The sequence below is a fragment of the Nocardia sp. NPDC051981 genome (genome assembly GCF_040680715.1).
Lineage (GTDB): Bacteria > Actinomycetota > Actinomycetes > Mycobacteriales > Mycobacteriaceae > Nocardia.
The window spans coordinates 48,131-69,318 of record NZ_JBFAXK010000038.1; the positions used below are offsets into that span (position 1 = coordinate 48,131).

A 21,188-nucleotide genomic window follows, 5' to 3' on the forward strand; every position below is an offset into this window, starting at 1 on the left:
ATCTGTCTCAGGAGTTCTCGTGCACATCACCGCGAAGGTCGATTACGCGGTGCGCACCCTTGTGGAAATCGCGAAGGCGCAACCGGATTCGGTGAAGGCCGACGCCATTGTGACCGCCCAGGACATTCCGCCCAAGGTGCTGGAATCGGTGGTGGCGGATCTGCGCAAGGGCGAACTGGTGGTCAGCCGCCGTGGTCCCGACGGCGGTTATCGCCTGGCCCGGCCAGCCGCCGAGATCAGCATCGCGGATGTGATTCGCGCGGTGGAGGGTCCGCTGGCCTCGGTGCGCGGGCTGCGGCCGGAGGATGTCAGCTACCCGGGTGCGGCCGAACCGCTGCAGCGGGTATGGATCGGGCTGCGGGTGAACATCCGCTCGGTACTGGAGCGGGTCACCGTCGCCGATATCGCCCACGATCTGCTGCCGTCCTTCCTGGACGAGCTGCTGCACGATCCGGATGCCTGGACCCGCCGTCAACGCCCCGCGGGCGGACCGGTCGCGTCCGGATCGGCGCCCAATGGGGGATCGCCGAGCGCGCCCGCGGCGGGCGGGTGGCGAGATCTGGATCAGCCCGACATCTAGCCGGTCCTGGCAGCGCTGACCGGGCGGTCCCGACAGCCACGCTTAGATGGATCACCCGCGTGTTCGCGGCCGTCCCGATTCTGGACTGCGCTCCGGCCTCCCCGCGCTTGGAGCGGGGGAGCGAAGCGGAGGAGCGGAGGAGGGAAGAATCGGGACCAGGGGCCGCGAACCCCGCCCCGGAGCGAAGCGGAGGGGCAGTTAGGCACAGGCCGCAAAACGTCGCGGCGAGCTCCGGAGGATGACGGTAGCCTGCCACCATCATGTTGATCCGACTTCTACGCACCTTCCTCTGGCCCTACCGCAAGCAGTTGGCGGGTGTCGTCGTGCTCCAGCTGATCTCGGTCATCGCCATGCTGTACCTGCCCACGCTGAACGCCGACATCATCGACAACGGCGTCACCAAGGGCGATATCGGCTACATCTGGTCCACCGGTGGGTGGATGCTGCTGGTGACGGGCATCCAGATCGCCGCTCAGGCCGTCTCGGTGTACCTGGGCGCGCAAGCGGCCATGGGCGCGGGCCGCGATATGCGCGCGGCGCTGCTGCACCGGGTCGGCACCTTCTCCGCGCGGGAGGTCGGCGTGTTCGGCGCGCCGTCGCTGATCACCCGCAATACCAATGACGTCGGCCAGGTGCAGCTGCTTGTGCTGATGAGCGCCACCATCCTGGTCATGGCGCCGATCATGTGCATCGGCGGCATCTTCATGGCGCTGCGCGAGAGCTTGCAGCTGTCGTGGCTGCTGCTGATCGCGGTGCCGGCGCTGGGCCTGTCGATGGCCTTCATCATCAGCCGCATGGTGCCGGGCTTCCGGCGCATGCAGGAGCGCATCGACGCGGTGAACCGGGTACTGCGCGAACAGATCACGGGCATCCGCGTGGTGCGGGCCTTCGTGCGGGAGCGGCAGGAGACCTGGCGCTTCGGGGTCGCCAATACCGAGCTGACCGAGCAGTCGCTCTATGTCGGCAAGTACATGGCCCTCATGTTCCCGGCCGTCATGCTCATCTCGAACGTCACCACGGTCGGCGTCATCTGGTTCGGCGGCCACGCGATCGACAACGGGGAGATGCAGATCGGCTCGCTCACCGCGATGCTGGCCTACATCATGCAGATCCTGATGGCGGTCATGATGGCGTCCTTCCTGGCCATGATGGCTCCGCGCGCCGCCGTCTCGGCCGAGCGCATCGGCGGGGTGCTGGACACCGAGTCCTCGGTGTCGGAACCGCGGCTGCCGCAGCCGTTCAAGGGTGATCCGGGCACGGTGGACCTGGCCTTCGCGGAGTTCAAGTTCCCGGGCGCCGAGAAGCCGGTGCTGCGGGCCATCCGCTTCGAGACCCGGCCGGGCACCACCACCGCCATCGTGGGTGCGACCGGTGCGGGAAAGACCACGCTGATCAACCTGATTCCGCGGCTGATCGATGTCACCGACGGCGCGGTCTACGTGGGTGGCACCGACGTCCGGCACCTGCCCCTGGAGACGCTGCGCTCCGAGATCGGCCTGGTGCCGCAGAAGGCGTACCTGTTCTCCGGCACCGTGGCCTCCAATCTGCGCTACGGCAAGCCGGACGCCACCGATGCGGAGCTCTGGCACGCGCTCGAGATCGCGCAGGCCGCCGATTTCGTGCGCGAGATGCCGCAGGGCCTGGAAACGCCTGTGGCACAGGGCGGTACGACCGTCTCCGGTGGTCAGCGCCAGCGGCTGGCCATTGCCCGCGCGCTGGTGCGCAAGCCGCGCATCTACCTGTTCGACGACTGCTTCTCCGCCCTCGACGTCGCCACCGACATGCGGGTGCGCGAGGCGCTGCGGCCGGAGACCTCGGACGCGTCGGTCATCATTGTGGCGCAACGGATCTCGACGATCCGCGACGCCGATCAGATCGTGGTGCTGGAGGACGGCGCGATGGCCGGCATCGGCACCCACGAGCAATTGCTGCGCGACTGTCCCGAGTACCGCGAGATCGTGGAGTCGCAGTTCAGCGCGGAGGAGGTGCGATGAGGCCCGGAGCCGTCAATCCCGGTGCGCCGGACGCCAAGGCGAAGTCCTTCGGCCCGTCGCTGAAGCGCCTGCTGCGCATGCTCGCGCCCGACCGGTTCTATCTGGTCGTGGTCTTCGCGCTGGCCGTGGGTTCGGTGGTGCTCAACACCCTGGGCCCGCAGATCCTCGGCAAGGCCACCAACCTCATCTTCGACGGTGTGGTCGGCAAGCAGCTGCCGCCCGGGCAGAGCAAGGACCAGCTGGTCGAGGGGCTGCGCGCGAACGGTAACAACACCTTCGCGGACATGCTGGCCAGCATGAACGTGATTCCCGGTACGGGAATCGATTTCACCGCGGTGGGCCATGTGCTGGCCTGGGTGCTGGCGCTCTATATCGGCGCCTCGGTGTTCGGCTGGCTCGAAGCCCAACTGCTGATCATCGTGATCAACCGGACCGTGAAGCGGTTGCGCGCGCAGATCGAGGAGAAGATCCACCGGCTGCCGCTGCGCTACTTCGACTCGATGCCGCGCGGCGATGTGCTCTCCCGCGTCACCAATGACGTCGACAATGTGGCGCAGACGCTGCAGCAGACCATGTCCCAGCTGATCATCAATGTGCTGTCGGTGATCGGCATCCTGATCATGATGTTCTGGATCTCCTGGCTGCTGGCCCTGATCGCGCTACTGACGGTGCCGCTGGCGGTCATCGTGACCGCGCAGATCGCCAAGCGCTCCAAGCCGCACTTCGTGGACCAGTGGAAGCTCACCGGCGATGTCAATGCTCAGGTCGAGGAGGCGTTCACCGGGCACGAGGTGGTCAGCGCCTTCGGCCGGGTGCGCGAGGTCGGCGAGAGGTTCGACGAGACCAACGACAAGCTCTACCAATCCTCGTTCAAGTCGCAGTTCATCTCCGGCCTGATCATGCCCGCCATCATGTTCCTCGGGAATCTGAACTACGTGCTGATCGCCGTGGTCGGTGGTCTGCGGGTGGCGTCGGGCAATCTGTCGCTGGGTGAGGTGCAGGCGTTCATCCAGTACTCGCGCGGGTTCACCCAGCCGCTCACCCAGATCGGCTCGATGATGAACCTGCTGCAGTCGGGTGTGGCCTCGGCCGAGCGGATCTTCGAGATCCTCGACGCCGAGGAGCAGTCGGCGGATCCGGATCCGGAGGATTCGCGGCCGGTGGATCGCGGTCGGGTGGCGTTCGAGGACGTGTCCTTCCGCTACGAGCCGGAGACGCCGATCATCGAGGATCTCTCGCTGGTGGCCGAACCGGGGCACGTGGTGGCCATCGTCGGCCCGACCGGCGCGGGCAAGACCACCCTGGTCAATCTGCTCATGCGGTTCTACGAGGTGGATTCCGGCGCCATCACCATCGACGGCGTCGACATCACCCGCATCACCCGCGACCACCTGCGGTCGCGCATGGGCATGGTGCTGCAGGACACCTGGCTGTTCGGCGGCACCATCCGGGAGAACATCGCCTACGGCAATCCCGGTGCCACCGAGGAGGAGATCCTCGAGGCCGCCCGGGCCGCCTATGTGGACCGGTTCGTGCACGCGCTGCCGCACGGGTACGACACCGTCATCGACGAGGAGGGCTCCGGCGTCAGCGCCGGTGAGAAGCAGCTCATCACCATTGCCCGCGCCTTCCTGGCCCGGCCGTCCATCCTGATCCTGGACGAGGCCACCAGCTCGGTCGACACCCGCACCGAGCTGCTGGTGCAGCACGCCATGGCGGCGCTGCGCCGGGATCGCACGAGTTTCGTGATCGCGCACCGGCTTTCGACGATCCGCGATGCCGACACCATCGTGGTGATGGAGAAGGGCAGGATCGTCGAGCAGGGGACGCACGAGACGCTGCTGCGGTCCCGGGGCGCGTACTACCGGCTCTACAACGCGCAGTTCGCCGCCGCCCTCACCGATGGCGAGGGCAACAATGTGGACGATCCGGAACCGGACGCTGTCGGAGCGGCCGCGAACTGAGTCCTCGGGCAAGCCGCATCGGCCGCGGCCCGCACCAGGTGGGCCCTGCCCTGATCGACCCGAACCGGCCCGGCGCGCACCCTCCGGTGCGGGCCGGGCCACTTTTCACGAAGTGAGAAGATGGCTCGGTGTCTGCTGCTTCGGAGTTCTCGTTCAAGGTCGGTGCGCGCCTGGAAGGGCGGCGCGGCCGAACCGGTGTGATCAGCACTCCGCACGGTGACATCGCCACGCCCGCCTTCATCCCGGTCGGTACCAAGGCCACGGTCAAGGCGGTGCTGCCCGAGACCATGAAGGAGCTCGGCTCGCAGGCCCTGCTCGCCAACGCCTATCACCTCTACCTCCAGCCCGGCCCCGACATCGTGGACGAGGCCGGCGGTGTGGCCGAGTTCATGAACTGGCGCGGCCCGACCTTCACCGACTCCGGCGGCTTCCAGGTCATGTCGCTGGGTGTCGGCTTCAAGAAGGTGCTGGCCATGGAGTCGGTCGGCGTGCAGAACGACGATGTGATCGCCAAGGGCAAGGAGCGGCTGGCGCACGTCGACGACGACGGCGTCACCTTCCGCTCGCACCTGGACGGCTCCAAGCACCGCTTCACGCCCGAGGTGTCCATGGGCATCCAGCATCGGCTGGGCGCGGACGTCATGATGGCCTTCGACGAGCTCACCACGCTCATGAACACCCGTGGCTACCAGGAGGAATCGCTGGAGCGCACGCGGCTGTGGGCCCAGCGCTGCCTCGACGAGCACGAGCGGCTCACCGCGGCCCGCTCGCACCGGCCGTACCAGGCGCTGTTCGGCGTCATCCAGGGCGCGCAGTACGAGGACCTGCGCCGCAAGGCATGTCGCGATCTGGAGGACCTGCGTGGCGCGGCCGGAACAGGATTCGACGGCTACGGCATCGGCGGCGCGCTGGAGAAGCACAATCTGGGCACCATTGTCGGCTGGTGCTGTGACGAGCTGCCCGAGGGCAAGCCGCGGCACCTGCTCGGCATCAGCGAGCCGGAGGACATCTTCACCGCGGTGGAGAACGGCGCGGACACCTTCGACTGCGTGAATCCCTCCCGCGTGGCCCGCAATGCGGCGCTGTACACCGACGAGGGCCGCTTCAATATCAATACGGCCCGGTTCAAGCGGGACTTCACGCCCGTCGACGAGACCTGCGACTGCTACACCTGCGCCAATTACACCCGCGCTTACATCCATCACCTGTTCAAGGCGAAGGAGATGCTCGCGTCGACGCTGTGCACCATCCACAACGAGCGCTTCACGGTGCGGCTGGTGGATCGGGTGCGGGAGAGCATCGACGGCGGCTACTTCGACGATTACCAGACCGAGTTCCTCGGTCGCTGGCGCGGTCGGATCAAAGCTCCTGGGCTGTAAGGGAATTCGATACGACCGCGCCGCGTGTTATGGACAGTGGCCCTGGGGCCCACGCTCACTCGTAGATGGCGGACCGTTCGCGCGGCCGGTACGAGGGCTCGCGCTTCTTCAGGAAGGCGATGCAGCGGTAGCTGATCGGCAGCACCATCATCTCGACGAATGTCTTCCAGATGAAGCCCACCAGGGTGTAGTTGATGTAGTCGCCCCAGGTGTGGATGCCGATGGCGGTGGCGGCGATGGAGCAGAACACGAAGGTGTCGCCGAATTCGCCCGCCACGGTGGAGCCCAGCAGCCGCGCCCACAGGTGCTTCTCCTTGGTGCGCTCCTTGATGAGCACCAGGGTGACGGAGTTGAGGAACTGACCCACGAAGTAGCCCGCGATGCCGGCGAACGCCAGCTGCGGGGTGTGGCCGAGCACGTCCCCGAACGCCGAACCGTTCTGATCCAGGTCTCCGGTGGGCAGCTTGATGACGATCTGGAAGCAGACGATCATCAGCAGCAGCGCGCCGAACCCGTAGTAGACGATGCGGCGGGTCGCGCGGAACCCGTAGACCTCGCTGAGGACGTCGCCGATGACGTAGGCGAGCGGGAAGAGGAAGAATGCGCCGTCCATGGTGAGCGGCAACACAGTGATGGGGCCGAAGGACACATGGTGTCCGGTGAAGAATTGGACGCCTTTGGCGACACAGACGTTCGAGATCAGCAGGACAGCGGTGAAGGCCACCGCCACCGGCGTGAAATATCCCCCCGCCGCGTCCGCGAATGCCGCGTGTTCGGGCGTGGGGTGCCCAGATCGATCGGTGTCGACCTTCTTGCCGATGTCGCTCTTTTCGATTTCACTCACGCCGAAAAGTATCCCTGCCTCGACCGATGGGTACCGACCGATGGGTTGCCCTAGGCTGAGCGAATGACGAATCCCGGCGATTCCGACGAGTGGTGGAAGCAGTACGGAGGTGAGGGCGTGACGCCCGAGACCCCGCCCGCGACGCCACAGCAGCCGGCCCCGCCCCCGGCCGGCTACGCCTCCGCGGCGCAGTACCAGAATCCGCCGCTGACCCCGCCGCCGCAGCCGGTATACCCGAACTATCCTCCGCCGCAGGCGAATCCGACGCCGTCCTATCCGGCCGCCGGGCAGCAACCCCCGGCCTACGGGTATCCGGGCTATCAGCCCTACGGCTACGGTCCGCCGGTGCAGCAGACCAATTCGCTGGCCATCGCCTCGCTGGTGGTGTCGATCATCGGCGTGCCGGCCATGTTCTTCTGCGCGTTCCTGCCGGTCGTCTCGATCGTCGGCCTGGTGCTCGGCATCGTGGCACTGAACCAGCTCAAGAACACGCAGCAGCAGGGCCGCGGACTGGCGCTGGGTGGCGTCTGGGTGGGCGCCATCAGCATCGTGCTCGGCCTCGCGCTGTTCCTGATTCTGATCATCGCGGGATCGACCGGGTCGTCCTGACGAAAGGCTTTGCGCAGCAATGAAAAAGGGCTGTGCGCGGCAATGAAAAGGGGACGCATCCATCGGGATGCGTCCCCATTTCGCGCTCAGCCGAGCCGGGCTCAGCCCTTCAGCACCTGGGTGCCGCCCGCGAACTTGTCGTGCCAGCCCTGCTTGTTCGGGTCCTGCTCGATGGTGATGGCGATGTAGATCATCAGGCCGATGCTGACCAGGTTGCCGAGGCAGTAGACGACATCGGCCAGCACGAAGATGTTGCGCTTCAGCGAGGTCTGGATGTCGAGCGGTGCGCCACCCGGGCCGATGACCCGCAGTCCGAGCAGCTTCTTCCCGAGGGTCTGGCCACCGTTCTGGGTCTCCATCAGCACGAAGTAGGCGGTGATGATCACAGCGGAGAGTGCCGCGCCCAGGATGCCCGCGCCGATTCCGCCACCCATGGCGTTCTGGAGGATCCCGACGACGATGCCGGTGGGGATACCGGCGATCAGGTAGTCGATGATGCGCGCGGCGAAGCGGATCCACAGGTCACCGGGCTGCGCGCCACCGAAACCGCCGGCGCCGAAACCGGGCTGGCCGCCGCCCGGGTAGGGCTGATACGGCTGCTGGCCGTAGGGCTGCTGCTGGCCGTAGGCGTCGGACTGACCGAACGACTGCGGCTGCTGCCCGTACGGGTCGGGCTGCTGGCCGTAGGGCTGCTGGCCGTACGGCTGTTGCGGCTGCTGGCCGTAGGGGTCGGGCTGCTGGCCGTACGGCTGTTGCGGCTGCTGGCCGTAGGGATCGGACTGCTGGCCGTACGGCTGTTGCGGCTGCTGGCCGTAGGGATCGGACTGCTGTCCGTAGGGCTGCTGACCGTACGGCTGCTGGGGCTGGTGCGGCTGCCCGTACGGCTGGCCACCCTGCGGATACTGGTTGGGGTCGTACCCACCGCTCGTCATTGTCTCGCCGTCCTCGTCGAATTCGTTCGGGATCTGGGTCGAGTGCGTACGTTACGGATACGAACTGGGTTGCAACAACCCGTCGGGGTCGAATGTCCACGGTTCGCGCGGCAGGTTTTCCGGATCGAATTGTGCCAGCAAGGCGGACGGCGTAGTTGCGCCCGTGTAGCCCAATGACGCCGCGAGCAGCCCCAGCACGTGTTGCGGGGATTCGCCGAGGGCCATTCGGTCGCGCAGGGTGACGGCGCCGTCGCGTTTCGCGAGCCGTTGCCCGGAAGTGTTGAGTACCAGGGGGACATGGGCGTATTCGGGCACGGGCAGCCCGAGCAGGGTCGCCAGATACGCCTGCCGTGGCGTGGAGGGCAGCAGGTCGTCGCCGCGCACCACCTGGTCGATGCCCTGCTCGGCGTCGTCGACCACGACCGCGAGGTTGTAGGCGGGGGTGCCGTCGCCGCGCCGCAGCACCAGATCGTCCACCGCGCCACGGTATTCGCCGAGCAGGCGGTCGGTGACGGTGAATTCGCCGATCTCGGCGCGCAGCCGCAGCGCGGCGGGCCGGCCCGCGTCGCGCCGGCGCTGTTTCTCGTGCTCCGCGAGGTCGCGGCAGGTCCCCGGGTAGGCGCCCATCGGGCCGTGCGGGGCGGTCACCGCCTGCTGGATCTCCTTGCGGGTGCAGAAGCATTCATAGGTATGGCCCGCGGCGGTCAGGCGCTCGATGGCGGCGGCATAGAGCGGCAGCCGCTGCGACTGCCACACCACCGGCGGATCCCAGTCCAGCCCGATGGCCGCCAGATCCTCCAGTTGTCGGTGTGCCGCTCCCTTTCTCACCCGATCGAGGTCTTCCACCCGCATGAGGAATCCGCGGCCGGTGGAGCGGGCGAACAGCCAGGCCAGCAGTCCGGTGCGGAGGTTGCCCAGGTGCAGGTCGCCGGACGGGCTGGGCGCGAAGCGGCCCACGCCGTGCGGGGTCGGACCGTGGCCGGGGTGGGGATCCCGACGGCCGGTTGTTGCGGTGGCGGGGTCGGTGGGCACGGTTGTCGATGGTAGTTCGCATACTTCGCAGCGCCGCTGGTCCTTCGCCTTCTTGCGGGCGCACACGCCGGGTGCGGTGTGACAGCGGGCTTGCGAATTCAGTGCGGGGTGGTGAGCCGGGGTCGAAGATCGTTGTCGGAGATGGGTTTTCCCTGGTCGAGCGCGGTGAGCAGGGCGTGCGCGCGGGCCTCCAGGCCGGGTGTGTCGATGTCGTAGGGCGCGGGTCCGTATGCGGCGAGCCGCCGTGCCGCGCGCTCGAGCAGGGTGCGCGCGCCCTTCGGATTCCCGCGCTGAATGTGGGTCAGTCCAACGGCAAATTGCGCGAGGCCCTGCCACAGCGACTTCTCGGCGAACGGACCGCTCTTCCAGGCGGCCTCGAGGACCTCGTGGGCGTTGAAGGCCAGGCCGTCGTCGAGCAGGCGCTGGGCGTAGTCGAGGGTTTCGAGGGGCGGCAGGTCGAGATCATCGGGTATGCGGGGGATACCGGCGCTGCCGAATGGGAGGGGTCGCCCAAAACGGTCACGAGGTCGGGCATTCCGGGCGCGTCCGTTCTCGTCGCGGTCCCGTCCGGTGTCGTCCTGGGTCGGCTGGGGCATGCCCTCCATGATTCCCCATGGCTGGTGCCGGCGGCGCGGGCGGAGTTTGCCCGCGGGTGCGCGAATGGCTGGGTAACGGAATTCGGACTTCTGAAATCGAATAGCCTCAAATTAAGGCTAATTCTGCGCAAATAATTAGCTGGCTAACCTTGCTGCAAATTTGCTGGTTGAAAACGAAAGAATGCGATCTCCCTATGACGAACCCTGCTAGGGTTTAGCGCGGGAACGGCCGTCGGGGGTGCATTCCCATCGCGAAGTGCAGAGAACGGGTTGTACGGAGCGTTTGCGTGGGACCCGTGGCACACCTGGGATTCGCGATTCTGGATGGATCCCGAGGTCGCCTAGATCGATGCCAGCAAGATTCCAAGCTTGACGCAGAAAAGGAGCTAGTACCGTGAAGGTGGATTTCACCGGCGCCGTGTGGCGCAAGAGCAAACACAGCGGGCCCAACGGCAACTGCGTGGAGGTCGCTTTCCTCGGAGATGGCAATGTCGCGGTCCGCGACAGCAAGGACCATGGTGGCGGGCCGATCCTGGCCTTCACCCCCGGCGAATGGGATGCCTTCGTGGCGGGCGTCTCCGATGGCGAGTTCAAGCGGGCCTGACCGCCGCGCCACCGGGAAGAAATTGAAGCCCCCGAGTCCCGGAGACTCGGGGGCTTCGCCCTGTGTTCAATTTGCCCTCCGCTCCGCTCCCCCCGCTCCGTCGGTCCAGAATCGAGACGGCCGCGAACCTGTAGGTATGGTTCCGCGAAGTGGTTTCAGTGGGCGCGGTCTTGGACCTTGCGCAGCGCTGTCAGCTGCGCGTGCTCGGCCGCGTGATCGTTGGCGGCATTGAGTTCGCGCTCCTCGGGCGGATCGGCCCAGAAGAACGCGCCGGTGCCGGGGCGGCCGGCGATCCCGAGCTCGTTCATCTTCCGGGGTACGCGAGCGCCCTGATACGCCAGGGGAATCGGATGGCCGTGCTCGTCCACCGGCCCCAGCGGCTGGTGCACCTCGATGTATTCGCCGTGCGGAAGTCGCCGCACCACACCGGTTTCGATGCCGTGCTCGAGCACGCTGCGGTCGGCGCGCTGCAGACCCAGGCACAGGCGGTAGGCAATGGTGTAGGCCAGCGGCGGGACGGTCAGCAGCGCGATGCGGAAGGCCCAGGTGGTGGCATTGAGCGAGATGTCGAACTTGAAGGCGATGATGTCGTTGACGCAGGCCAGGGTGAGGATCAGGTAGAAGCTCAGCGACATGGCCCCGATGGCGGTCCGCACCGGCACGTCGCGCGGCCGCTGCAGCAGGTTGTGCCGGGCCCGATCGCCGCTGAGCCGCTTCTCGATCCACGGGTAGGTGATGATCAGCGTGAAGATGAGCGGCATGAACAGCGCCACCGAGAACGCGCCCGGGACGGTGTGCCCGAAGGGATAGGCCTCCCAGGCCGGGAACAGGCGCAGGAAGCCGTCGGTCCACATCATGTAGAAGTCGGGCTGGGTGCCGGCGGAGACCTGAGAGGGGTTGTAGGGCCCCAGGTTCCAGATCGGATTGATCTGGAACAGCCCGCCCATGAGCGCCAGCACGCCGAGGGTGAAGGCGAAGTACGCGCCCTGGTCCAGCGAGAAGACCGGCACGATGCGGGTGCCGATGACGTTCTTCTCGGTGCGGCCCGGGCCCGGGTACTGGGTGTGCTTCTGGTACCAGACCAGCGCGATGTGAACTCCGATGAGCGCCAGCATGATTCCGGGCAGCAGCAGCACGTGCGCGATGTAGAGGCGCGGGATGATGATGCTGCCGGGGAAGTCCCCGCCGAACATGAGCCAGTGCAGCCAGGTGCCGATCACCGGGCTGCCCAGGGTGATTCCGGCGAAGGCGGCGCGCAGGCCGGTGCCGGAGAGCAGGTCGTCGGGCAGCGAGTAGCCGAAGAAGCCCTCGAACATGGCCATGATGAACAGCAGTGCGCCGATCACCCAGTTGGCCTCGCGGGGCTTGCGGAAGGCGCCGTTGTAGGTGACGTCCTGCATGGACGGGTCGAAATACAAGGTCAAATAGACGCCGGACAGCAGCAGAATGATGAAGCTGTACAACGCTATTTCACCGAGCAGGAACGACCAGTGTGTCGGAAATACCTTGTTGATCGATCTTTTGAGGAATGCGGCGCCTTTGTAGCGCTCGTCCATGCCATCGGCTTGTTGCGCAAGTCGACCGGCGTGCCTGCTGGTGGTTGCCATCGCGGTCACCCCGCCCCCGGGAGAATGGTAAGGCTTCTACTACAAACGGTAGCACCCGGAGTCGCTGCACCGTACGGGGTTTCGTTATGGTCATCGGGTGAAATCCCTGGCCGCCCGGGACGCCACCATGTACTGGCTGTCCGCGCGTACCCGCAACGACCTGTTCCTGCTCTACTGCTTCGCCGACACCGGACGCGAGGCCGGCGAGCTGCGGGCGGCCGTCGCGAGCCGGGTGGTCCATATTCCGGATTTGCTGATCCATGTGCTGGATACTCCTGCAAATATTGCGTATCCGATTTGGGCGACTTGCGAATTCACGAACGCGCAGTTCGTCGAGCATCGTCTCTCCGACGCCACCTGGGTGAATGTCACCGCCGCCGTGGGCGATCTGCTCGGCGCGGGCCTGAATGCGAGCGATCGCCCCTGGCGACTGCACGTGTTCCGAAATGTTCGGGACGTCCCAGGATTCGCTGCCGGTGAGTCCGCCTTGGTAGCGGTGCTCCAGCTATCCCACGCCCTGGCCGACGGCCGCCGTGCCGCCGCCATCGCCCGAGCGTTGTTCAGCAGCAGTGAATTTCCGGCATCTGCCTCCGAGGCTTCCTCGAGCCGACTCGTCGGTCGGTTCCGCCGGCGCAGTATTCGTGATGCCGTGACGAGCGCCCTCGCCGCTACCGTTGCGCTGCCCGGCATCCCGATCGGCATGGCGCGCACCGTCGTTCGCGGTCTGACTGCCGCCCGGGCCCAGCACCGGCTGGCCGAGCTCACGGCGGCCGGGGAACTGCCGCCACCCGCGCCCGATACCGAACCGACTGCCCTGAACGGCAGCGGCGCACCGCCTGCCGCGCACATTGTGCGCATGCTGGTGTGCGACAAGAATCGGCTGCGGGTACCGGACCACTCGGTAACGGTGGTGGCGCTCACCGCCATCTCCGTCGCGTTGGAGACCTATCTCTCGGAGCGCGGCGCCGCGGTCGCCGACCTGCGCGCCCAGGTCCCCATGGCGATCGCCACCGCGGCGGACGGCCGCAACGGCTACCGCGACCTGTCGGTGGATCTGGCCGTCGCCGCACCCCTGCCGCGCACCCGCGCGGACCGCATCGCCGCCGACCTCGCCGCGCGCCGCACTCGCGCCGCGCATCCGCTCCAGGACGCGCAGGATTCGGTGACCGCCGTCCTCCCCGCGCCGCTGCTGCACCATGACGTGATGCGCGTCCCGATAGATGTGCTCCCCGAACGAGTTTCGGGTCATACCGTCGTCTCCAGCGTCGACCGCGGTCCCGCGGACCTCCGATTCGGCGGCGGCGCAGCCCGATTCACGGCGGGCTTCCCAGCCCTCGGCACGGTCATGCACCTGACTCACGGCATCCACGGCCTCGGCGACACGGTCACCGTCTCCATCCACGCCGATCCCGCGGTAATCCCCGACGTGGACCACTACAGCGCCCTGTTGGATTCGGCGATCGACGAGATCACCTGCGCATTGCGGGAATCCGGCGCCACCGGCTGACCGGTCCCGGATGTGTTGCGGGGCTGGATATGCGGAAGGCTCCGGCCGGACCGAGTCCGTCCGGAGCCTTCCGGGCCCAGCGATGCTGCCTGTTTGCCCGAATCACCTCTGATGCTTTCGATCACGCAAATGGATCGTCGAGTTCAACAGCGGATCAGACCATACCGTTGACCAGCGGATGCTCCGAGACGCCCTCGGGGACGCCCCATTGGCTATGTGCGAGTGCTTCGAAAACACAGATCAACAACAATTTTCGGGCGCGAAGCCCGGAATTGACTTCGGTTTCGGCACCGGCTTCCTGGTTGCGGATAGCGACCACCGGGCCGCGCCGCGGTCCGGGCTCGGACAACATCCAGAACAGTTCCGGCCCCATCAGTGTCGAGCGTCCGCCCGTCTCACTGAACCACCGACCGGAGTATTCGATCATCAGATCGGTGAATGCTTCGACGTTGCCGACTGCGTCGGTGAACTGTGTCATCGCACCCGATCGATCCAGACTGTTCTGGATGATCGAAGCCAGCCGGCTCGCGATTTCCCGGAACTGATCTACTCCTTGGTCCTGCCACATGTTCATCGCCATTTTTCGCTCCAGAGAGGGTTCAGGGGTGACTGAGGGATGGATCGAGCTGCATCCGCCATTACACTTGTGCGGCGGTCATCGAGACCTGGGGTCGTTCACCGGAGTCCGGCGCCGCTGACCTGTGCTGTGCGCCGATGCCTGCGGTCTGCCCTCGGGAATACCCGGGCCCGATGGATTCGAGCGGGTAGAGCCTGGGCTGACCCGCTGCAGAGGGTTCCGCGGAGTGCTCCAGATCCGGTGAGGTGAACGACTCGGCTTCGAGCTCGGTGGCCCCGAGGCCACCTTCGAGCTCAGCGGTCTCCAGGTCGGGCTCGAGCTCGGCCGCACCAAGCTCGGTGGCCTGGAGCTCGGCTGCCAGCTCGGCCGCGACCTGCTTGCCGCGTTGCCAGAGCATCAACGTGAGGTGCACCGCGAACAGCATGGTCAGCGGCATGCCGGCGTAGATGAACATGGCCACGACGCCGCCACCGATCTCGTGCGCGTACTGAATATTCCCGGCAATCGAGAGCATGGTCGAAAGAACGAACAACACGGTCGAATACCACCAGCCCACGCTCCATTGCCGGAACGAGGCGGTGGCGATGATCGAACCGATCACCAGGCCGTCGATGGCGATCGGCACATTCGAAGCCAGGTCGGGCGGAACCAGATTGCGTATCGAGAGTTGGTGCAGGGCGGCGAAAGACATTTGAAATGACTTGATTGCTACTACGCCCGCGACAATTAGCGAAGCATGTGCCAACCGGGGTCTGAACGAACTCAGTCGTCCCATGACGCCCCCCCGCCCGGTGCAGCGCGGGCGCTTGCACGTCGCCATCTGTGGATCTCGCGGATGTGATCTCCGTCATGGCGGCGAGGGTACTGTGCGGCCGGTCCCTGGATTGTGTACCGCGCCAGTTTCAGATTCGGTGCTGCGCGGCCGCGCACAATAGCGCTCTCGGTGGTTAGCCGCCAATTAGCTCGAATCCCATGGGCTGCAACCCATTACGCCTGACCGCACCAATCGGGCCAGCGCAAGTACCCAACCAATAGGTGTTTCGTGGCAATCATCCGGTTTGGGGGGCATCTCGTCGCGCCCTGACGAGAACCCAACTGCAACTTGGCCAAAGCCCATCGCACGATCTCCACCGGCGTGCCCCCGCGAGGAGTGTGCCACCACCAACACCACGAAAGCCATTGTGCCCGCGATGAACAGCGCTGCTATCGGCCCAATCAACAGCAGGATGCGCTCCAGTGCGGGCCCGCGATCCGTGCGATCCGGCTATTGAGATCCATGGCCGCGACCAGTGCCGCTCGTCCGCGTCCACCAGATCGGGCGCCAGAGCGCCGGGGGAAGGATCGAAGACCGCGGCCAGCGCGCTGGATCGGCCGACCGGGTGGCTGCAATACCGGGACGGGTCATGGGGCACTGCGCGAGTCCGGGACTGCGGCCCGACCGGCTGCGGGTCGGTGGAAATGCGGAAGGCCCCGGCCGGACTGAGTCCGGCCGGGGCCTTCGAAGCGGAGGATAGGGGATTTGAACCCCTGAGGGCTGTTAACCCAACCCGCGTTCCAGGCGAGCGCCATAGGCCACTAGGCGAATCCTCCGCCGAGCAATATACCGGGTGCCCCCCTGGTGGAAGCAAATGCCGTGGTCGGCGGCTACTTCTTCTTCAGATTGGTGAGGGCTTTCCGGGCCTGGTCCTTGCAGACCTGGGCGATCTCGTCCTTGCTGACGTCCTGGCCCTTGGCCATGCGCAGGCGGATGTTGACCTTGACGGAGGCGTTGTCGTCCTTGACCGCGACCGTGTAGTCGGTGGTGGTCCAGTAGGTCCAGTCGTCGACCTTGGCCGACCAGTAGCCCGCCTCGCCGATGCCGTTCACGTCGCCGGCGGTGCGGCCGCTGCCGGTGGTGCCGGTGTCGGTCGTCTTCCAGGTGTCGTATTCGGGCTTGTTGTAGGCCGTCGACGCGCCGCTCAGGAAGGACACGTCGAGGGTGAGGTCGGCGGTGTTGGTGGTGTACTTGTCGGTCTTGCTGGCCTCTTCGTTGCCGGCGCGGCAGTCGAAGCGTCCGCCCGAGTAGTCGGTGGGCTTGGTCTCGGAGTGCTCGGGGGTGCCCTTGGAGGTGGACACCCATTTGCTCAGCACCGAGGTGTCGATCACGCTGCAGCCGTTGGTGACACCGTCCATCGTGTACTTGCCGGCGTTCTTCTTCTTGTCGTCGCTCAGGGGCGAGGGGCCGTCGCCGCCGGAGAGGGCGACCGCGCCGATGATGACGCCGACGATCACCACCAGGCCGATGACACCGCCGACGATCCAGCCGGTCTTGTTGCCGCCCGAGCGGGGCGGCTGCGCCGGGTAGCCGTAGGCGGGCGCGATGGGCGGGGTCGGAGGCGGCGGGGCGTACTGCTGCTGGGGGAAGCCGCCGGACATCGGTTGCTGCGCATAGCCCCCGGAGGCCGGTTGCTGCTGCGGGTAACCGCCCGGCACCGCCTGCTGCGGGAATCCCCCCGACATCGCCTGCTGCGGGAAACCACCCGGCACCGCCGGGTAGCCGCCGGAGGGCTGGCCGGTCGAAAGCGGCTGGGCGGGCGGCGTGTATGGCGGGATGCCGCCGGCGTTGTAGTTCAGCATGGTCGGGTCCGTGCCCTGGACCGGTTGGCCGGCGTCGGTTCCGGTGGGCGGGGTGGCCCACCACTGCGCGGTTTCCTGGGCTTTCGCCGGGTCGTGCGGCCCACCCGATCCTGGATCGGAACTCGTCATCTCGTCTTTCCCCTCCGGAATTTCGCGGGTGACCCCGCTTATCGCAGGCATCGTATCGACCCGGTGGCGCACGGGGTGCGGTGAGCCGCTACACTGGCCGACGGATCCAGCGCGGCGCGCATCCTGTGAACTCCCCCAGGGCCGGAAGGCAGCAAGGGTCAACGGGCTCTGCCGGGTGCGCTGGGTCCCCTTTCATTTTCGGGGCCCGATCGGGTGGCGACGGACTGTATATATCCCTGCCGAATCGGAGCGGCCGCCTAGTAACGTGGTCGGTTGGGTTCGCAGTGCGCGCAACCCTGGACAAACATCCCACGCCATTGGAAAGGCTGTCAGATGCCTCGGCAGACGCAATTCGGTTTGATGAGCCATGCGGAACTCGTGACGGAACACGAGACGCAGACCGCGAACTACGCGAAGCTCAAGACCGAGAAGCTGACGCTGGACATTACGAGAGGTAAACCGTCGCCCCAGCAGTTGGACCTCTCGCAGGAACTCCTCGAGCTGCCGGGCACCGCCGACTACCGCGACGCCAACGGCACCGATGTGCGCAATTACGGTGGCCTGCACGGCCTGCCGGAGCTGCGCGCCATCTTCGGTGAGCTGCTCGGCATTCCGGTGTCGAACCTGCTCGCCGGCAACAACGCCAGCCTGGAGATCATGCACGACCTGCTGGTGTTCTCGATGCTGCACGGCACCGCCGATTCGGTGCGCCGCTGGGCCGACGAGCCGGTGCTCAAGTTCCTGTGCCCAGTGCCGGGGTACGACCGGCATTTCGCGATCACCGAGTCGCTGGGCTTCGAGATGATCCCGATCCCGATGAAGGGTGACGGTCCGGACACCCACCTGATCGCGGAGCTGGTGGCGTCCGACCCCAGCATCAAGGGTCTGTGGGCGGTGCCGAACTACTCCAACCCGACCGGCGTCACCTTCTCCGAAGCCGTTACCCGCGAACTGGTTTCGATGCCGACGGCCGCGCCGGACTTCCGCCTGTTCTGGGACAACGCCTACGCGGTGCACCCGCTCACCGACACCGCGGAGCCGGTGCTGGACGTGCTGGGCCTGGCCGCGGCGGCAGGGCACCCGAACCGCCCGTTCGTGCTGGCCTCCACCTCGAAGATCACCTTCGCGGGCGCGGGCGTGAGCTTCTTCGGCTCGTCGACCGCGAACCTCGAGTGGTACCTGAAGCACCTGGGCAAGAAGACCATCGGCCCGGACAAGGTGAACCAGCTGCGGCACCTGCGCTTCTTCGGGGACGCCGAGGGCGTGCGGGAGCACATGCAGCGGCACCGCGCCATCCTGGAGCCGAAATTCAAACTGGTGCTGCGGATTCTGGAGGACCGGCTCGGCGCCTCGAAGGTGGCGTCCTGGACCGAGCCCAAGGGCGGCTACTTCATCAGCCTGGACGTGCTGGAGGGCACCGCGAGCAGGGTGGTGGCGCTGGCCAAGGACGCGGGCATCGCGCTGACCCCGGCCGGATCGTCCTACCCGTACGGAAAGGACCCGGAGGACAAGAACATTCGCATCGCACCCAGCTTCCCGTCCGAGGGTGAGCTGGAGCAGGCGATGGACGGCCTGGCCACCTGCGTGCTGCTGGCCGCGTCCGAGAAGCTCATGAATTTGCAAGGCGCATAACGAAATAAGCGGCGCGCACCCCGAAACGGTGCGCGCCGCTCGTGTTTCCGGTCAGAGCGGCTTGTGGGCCAGCACCGCGAAGATGGTCACCGACAGGTGGATGTCGCCGCTGGCGGCGCCGGCCTCCAGGTCGGCGAGCAGCTGGTCGCGCTGGCGCTCGGTGATGGCGCTGCGCGCGACGGCCCGGTCCGCCACCCGGGCGAGGAGCGCGCCCGGACCGACGCGGCCGTCCTGCACCAGTGCGTGCGAGCCGATGTCGTCGACGACCAGCCCGGCCTTGGTGAGCTGACCCGCCAGCCGGCGGCCCGCGTAGGGATTGGTGGTGCCCGCGATCATGGTCTCGATGACCTCGTGCACCACGTGCCGGTCGCCCGGATGCACGATGGCCGTGCCCCAGTCGGTGTCCATGACCACCACGCGCCCGCCGGGGCGTAGCACCCGGGCGATCTCCCCAGCGGCCCGGGCAGGTGCTGTGAGGTGCTGGAAGACGCGCTCGCACAGCGCCACGTCGAAGCTCTCGCTGCCGACAGGCAGACCGTAGGCGTCACCACTGACGAATTTGGCGGCGGATCCGGCCTGGGCGGCGCGGCGTTCGGCGGTGCTCAGCAGGTGCGGGTCGGGTTCGACGCCGAGCGCGGTGCCGGTGGGGCCGACCAGGTCGGCGAGGGTCAGCACCTCCGACCCGGAGCCGGACCCGATGTCGACGGCGCTCTCGCCGGGCCGGGTGGCCAGGGCCTCGTGGGCCCAGGCGCGCAGGCTCCGGATGCCCGGCAGCGCTGCCTGTAGATCGTGAACGTCGACGAGCTGGTCTTGTCCATCGCGGTCGAAACGGTCCGGTCGCAGTCCGGACCCAGCGGCAGGGTGCGCCGCGGCTCGCACTGAAGAATTAGCCATGGTGTCGGGCATGGCCGCAGCCTAGTCCTTTTGCGGGTACAGCGTGACCCGCGTCACCGCGACCTGGGATGAATGGGATGATCGATGCATGGTGAGCCGCACGCTGTGTATTGCGCAGGAATCCGATGCCGACAAGCTGCTTTCGACCGATGATTTCGCTCTGTTGGTCGGAATGATGCTGGATCAGCAGTTTCCGATGGAGCACGCATTCCGCGGCCCGTGGAAACTCGCCGACCGCATGGGCGGGTTCGATATCCACAAGATCGCCGCCGCCGATCCCGAGGAATTCGAGGAGCTGGCCGCGACCCCGCCGGCCATCCACCGCTATGGCCGCTCCATGGGCCGGCGGGTCCAGGAGCTGGCTCGATTCATCGTGGAGAACTACGACGGCACGACCGCGGCGCTCTGGACCGAGGGTGATCCGGACGGCAAGGAAATCCTGAAGCGGCTGAAGAAGCTGCCGGGTTTCGGCGATCAGAAGGCGCGGATCTTCCTGGCGCTTCTGGGTAAACAGCGCGGGCTGACCGCCAACGGCTGGCGCGAGGCCGCGGGCGCGTACGGCGAGGACGGTTCCCGCCGTTCGGTCGCCGACGTCACCGATGCCGAATCCCTCACGCAGGTGCGGGAATTCAAGAAACAGGCGAAGGCCGCCGCGAAGGCGAAGTAACCGGTGTCCGGTTTGCCTGGATCGAATCAAGCTGGTTTTTAACCTCCAGAAACCTTGGAGGTTGCTTAATGCTTGCCGCCGACAGTTCAGTTCGCGGCAGTGGGAAGCAGTACCAGCATGAAGATGAGGAAATTCGCCGGAATCGCGGCATTGACGATCGCGGCGACCGGCGTGACCGCCGGAACCGCCTATGCCGGTCCGGCCAAGGCCGACGACGGTGCGATCAACTACACGGCCCAGACCACCGATGCCGGCACGGTCATCCGGACCGACGCCGGTTCGATCGTGGTCGAGGACGGCGCGCTGAAGATCAAGGCCGCCAATGGAACCACCGTCGCGGGCACGGAATTGAAATTCCGCGTCGACGAATTCGAGTTCCCGATCGCGGCGCAGGTCAGCGACCGCACGGCCACCCTGACCCCGCAGCTCGACGTGGACCACGCGGTCTACAAGCCGGTCGCGCTGCCCTACGAGGACCAGGCCCCCTGGAAGACCCAGTACGACCGTGAGCAGGCCGCCTGGAACCGCCTGCGCGACACCATCAGCCTGGGCGCGACGGTGGGCACGCTGGTCGGCGGCCTCGGCGGCGCGGCGCTGGGCTGCATCGCGGGCATCGGCGTCGGCCTGGTAGCCACCGGTGCGCTGGCCACCCTCTTCGGCGCAGGTCCGCTCGCGGGCTGCGTGGTGGGTGCGGCCACCGTCGGCTTCCTGGGTACCATCGGCGGTCAATTGTTCATCACGGCTCCGGTCGCGATTGCCGCTGCGGTGCAATACTTCACGACAATCAATCAGCCGTTTACCGCCCCTAAGTAGGCAATTTCGGCAACCGATGGGCAAAGGTTCACTCGGGTGGAACCAACGTGCCATGTGGTGTTTGTAAAGGCCGGTTTCCATTCTTGCGTCCCAGGGGCTACACCTGACCCTGTTCTCCTGGGACGCATCCGCTCATCTAAAGAGGAATTCCAGACACATGCGTCTCAAGAAATTCGCCGCGGTGTCCGCGCTGGTCGTCGCCGCCCTCGGTG

19 protein-coding genes, 1 tRNA gene and 1 other RNA gene are annotated in these 21,188 nt (G+C 66.7%); 11 read left to right on the plus strand and 10 right to left on the minus strand.

Annotated features, from left to right (window positions below):
• Nucleotides 1–19 precede the first annotated feature (19 nt).
• From AB0L60_RS38970 to tgt, 4 genes are all read left to right on the plus strand, one after another.
• Entirely contained in the window at nt 20–580 is a 561-nt protein-coding gene (locus AB0L60_RS38970) for an Rrf2 family transcriptional regulator (RefSeq protein ID WP_364624881.1), read from the plus strand.
• A 260-nt stretch (nt 581–840) separates the two neighbouring features.
• Nucleotides 841–2,574, plus strand: a complete 1,734-nt coding sequence (locus tag AB0L60_RS38975) for an ABC transporter ATP-binding protein (protein ID WP_364624883.1) — start codon at nt 841–843, stop codon at nt 2,572–2,574.
• Nucleotides 2,571–4,538, plus strand: coding sequence for an ABC transporter ATP-binding protein (locus AB0L60_RS38980; protein ID WP_364624885.1), 1,968 nt, complete (start codon nt 2,571–2,573; stop codon nt 4,536–4,538). Before AB0L60_RS38975 ends, AB0L60_RS38980 begins: the two co-directional genes overlap by 4 nt.
• 128 nt (nt 4,539–4,666) lie before the next feature.
• Nucleotides 4,667–5,917, plus strand: a complete 1,251-nt coding sequence (tgt, locus tag AB0L60_RS38985) for a tRNA guanosine(34) transglycosylase Tgt (protein WP_364624887.1) — start codon at nt 4,667–4,669, stop codon at nt 5,915–5,917.
• Nucleotides 5,918–5,972: 55 nt separating this feature from the next.
• Here tgt and AB0L60_RS38990 read toward each other — a convergent pair whose 3' ends face one another.
• Nucleotides 5,973–6,647: a queuosine precursor transporter gene (locus AB0L60_RS38990; protein ID WP_364624920.1), complete on the minus strand. Its 675-nt coding sequence runs from the start codon at nt 6,645–6,647 to the stop codon at nt 5,973–5,975.
• A 177-nt stretch (nt 6,648–6,824) separates the two neighbouring features.
• Here AB0L60_RS38990 and AB0L60_RS38995 point away from each other — a divergent pair, with 177 nt between their 5' ends.
• Nucleotides 6,825–7,370, plus strand: a complete 546-nt coding sequence (locus AB0L60_RS38995) for a DUF4190 domain-containing protein (protein WP_364624889.1) — start codon at nt 6,825–6,827, stop codon at nt 7,368–7,370.
• A 101-nt stretch (nt 7,371–7,471) separates the two neighbouring features.
• On the opposite strand, the gene AB0L60_RS39000 is transcribed toward AB0L60_RS38995, so the two are convergent.
• The 3 genes from AB0L60_RS39000 to AB0L60_RS39010 all read right to left on the minus strand — a co-directional run bounded on the left by AB0L60_RS39000 (nt 7,472) and on the right by AB0L60_RS39010 (nt 9,930).
• Nucleotides 7,472–8,302, minus strand: coding sequence for an RDD family protein (locus AB0L60_RS39000; protein WP_364624891.1), 831 nt, complete (start codon nt 8,300–8,302; stop codon nt 7,472–7,474).
• A gap of 51 nt (nt 8,303–8,353) precedes the next feature.
• Nucleotides 8,354–9,259: a tRNA glutamyl-Q(34) synthetase GluQRS gene (gluQRS, locus tag AB0L60_RS39005; protein WP_364624922.1), complete on the minus strand. Its 906-nt coding sequence runs from the start codon at nt 9,257–9,259 to the stop codon at nt 8,354–8,356.
• Nucleotides 9,260–9,432: 173 nt separating this feature from the next.
• Nucleotides 9,433–9,930, minus strand: coding sequence for a DUF309 domain-containing protein (locus tag AB0L60_RS39010; RefSeq protein ID WP_364624893.1), 498 nt, complete (start codon nt 9,928–9,930; stop codon nt 9,433–9,435).
• 394 nt (nt 9,931–10,324) lie between these two features.
• Here AB0L60_RS39010 and AB0L60_RS39015 point away from each other — a divergent pair, with 394 nt between their 5' ends.
• Entirely contained in the window at nt 10,325–10,534 is a 210-nt protein-coding gene (locus tag AB0L60_RS39015) for a DUF397 domain-containing protein (protein WP_354838731.1), read from the plus strand.
• 155 nt (nt 10,535–10,689) lie between these two features.
• Here the strand turns inward: AB0L60_RS39015 and AB0L60_RS39020 are convergent, their stop codons facing one another.
• Nucleotides 10,690–12,141: a ubiquinol-cytochrome c reductase cytochrome b subunit gene (locus tag AB0L60_RS39020; protein WP_364624896.1), complete on the minus strand. Its 1,452-nt coding sequence runs from the start codon at nt 12,139–12,141 to the stop codon at nt 10,690–10,692.
• A gap of 97 nt (nt 12,142–12,238) precedes the next feature.
• Between AB0L60_RS39020 and AB0L60_RS39025 the strand changes: the two genes are divergently transcribed.
• Complete coding sequence (locus tag AB0L60_RS39025; RefSeq protein WP_364624898.1) at nt 12,239–13,648, plus strand: wax ester/triacylglycerol synthase domain-containing protein; 1,410 nt, start codon at nt 12,239–12,241, stop codon at nt 13,646–13,648.
• Between the two features lie 154 nt (nt 13,649–13,802).
• On the opposite strand, the gene AB0L60_RS39030 is transcribed toward AB0L60_RS39025, so the two are convergent.
• From AB0L60_RS39030 to AB0L60_RS39045, 4 genes are all read right to left on the minus strand, one after another.
• The gene (locus AB0L60_RS39030; protein WP_364624900.1) at nt 13,803–14,228 is read right to left on the minus strand and encodes a hypothetical protein; all 426 of its coding nucleotides are present in this window, start codon (nt 14,226–14,228) and stop codon (nt 13,803–13,805) included.
• 58 nt (nt 14,229–14,286) lie between these two features.
• Nucleotides 14,287–15,045, minus strand: a complete 759-nt coding sequence (locus AB0L60_RS39035) for a DUF2637 domain-containing protein (protein WP_364624902.1) — start codon at nt 15,043–15,045, stop codon at nt 14,287–14,289.
• A 684-nt stretch (nt 15,046–15,729) separates the two neighbouring features.
• A tRNA-Ser gene (locus AB0L60_RS39040) sits at nt 15,730–15,815 on the minus strand.
• A 54-nt stretch (nt 15,816–15,869) separates the two neighbouring features.
• Nucleotides 15,870–16,970 (minus strand): hypothetical protein, encoded by a 1,101-nt coding sequence (locus AB0L60_RS39045; RefSeq protein WP_364624904.1) that lies wholly within the window; start codon nt 16,968–16,970, stop codon nt 15,870–15,872.
• Between the two features lie 99 nt (nt 16,971–17,069).
• On the opposite strand from AB0L60_RS39045, the gene ffs reads away from it, so the two are divergent.
• An RNA gene (gene ffs, locus AB0L60_RS39050) (signal recognition particle sRNA small type) lies at nt 17,070–17,164 on the plus strand.
• Nucleotides 17,165–17,303: 139 nt separating this feature from the next.
• Complete coding sequence (locus AB0L60_RS39055; RefSeq protein ID WP_364624906.1) at nt 17,304–18,602, plus strand: aminotransferase class I/II-fold pyridoxal phosphate-dependent enzyme; 1,299 nt, start codon at nt 17,304–17,306, stop codon at nt 18,600–18,602.
• Nucleotides 18,603–18,653: 51 nt separating this feature from the next.
• Here the strand turns inward: AB0L60_RS39055 and AB0L60_RS39060 are convergent, their stop codons facing one another.
• Nucleotides 18,654–19,508: a methyltransferase domain-containing protein gene (locus AB0L60_RS39060; RefSeq protein ID WP_364624908.1), complete on the minus strand. Its 855-nt coding sequence runs from the start codon at nt 19,506–19,508 to the stop codon at nt 18,654–18,656.
• A 76-nt stretch (nt 19,509–19,584) separates the two neighbouring features.
• On the opposite strand from AB0L60_RS39060, the gene AB0L60_RS39065 reads away from it, so the two are divergent.
• Nucleotides 19,585–20,163, plus strand: a complete 579-nt coding sequence (locus AB0L60_RS39065; RefSeq protein WP_364624910.1) for an HhH-GPD-type base excision DNA repair protein — start codon at nt 19,585–19,587, stop codon at nt 20,161–20,163.
• Nucleotides 20,164–20,280: 117 nt separating this feature from the next.
• Nucleotides 20,281–20,976: a hypothetical protein gene (locus AB0L60_RS39070; RefSeq protein ID WP_364624912.1), complete on the plus strand. Its 696-nt coding sequence runs from the start codon at nt 20,281–20,283 to the stop codon at nt 20,974–20,976.
• The last annotated feature ends 212 nt before the right edge of the window (nt 20,977–21,188 follow it).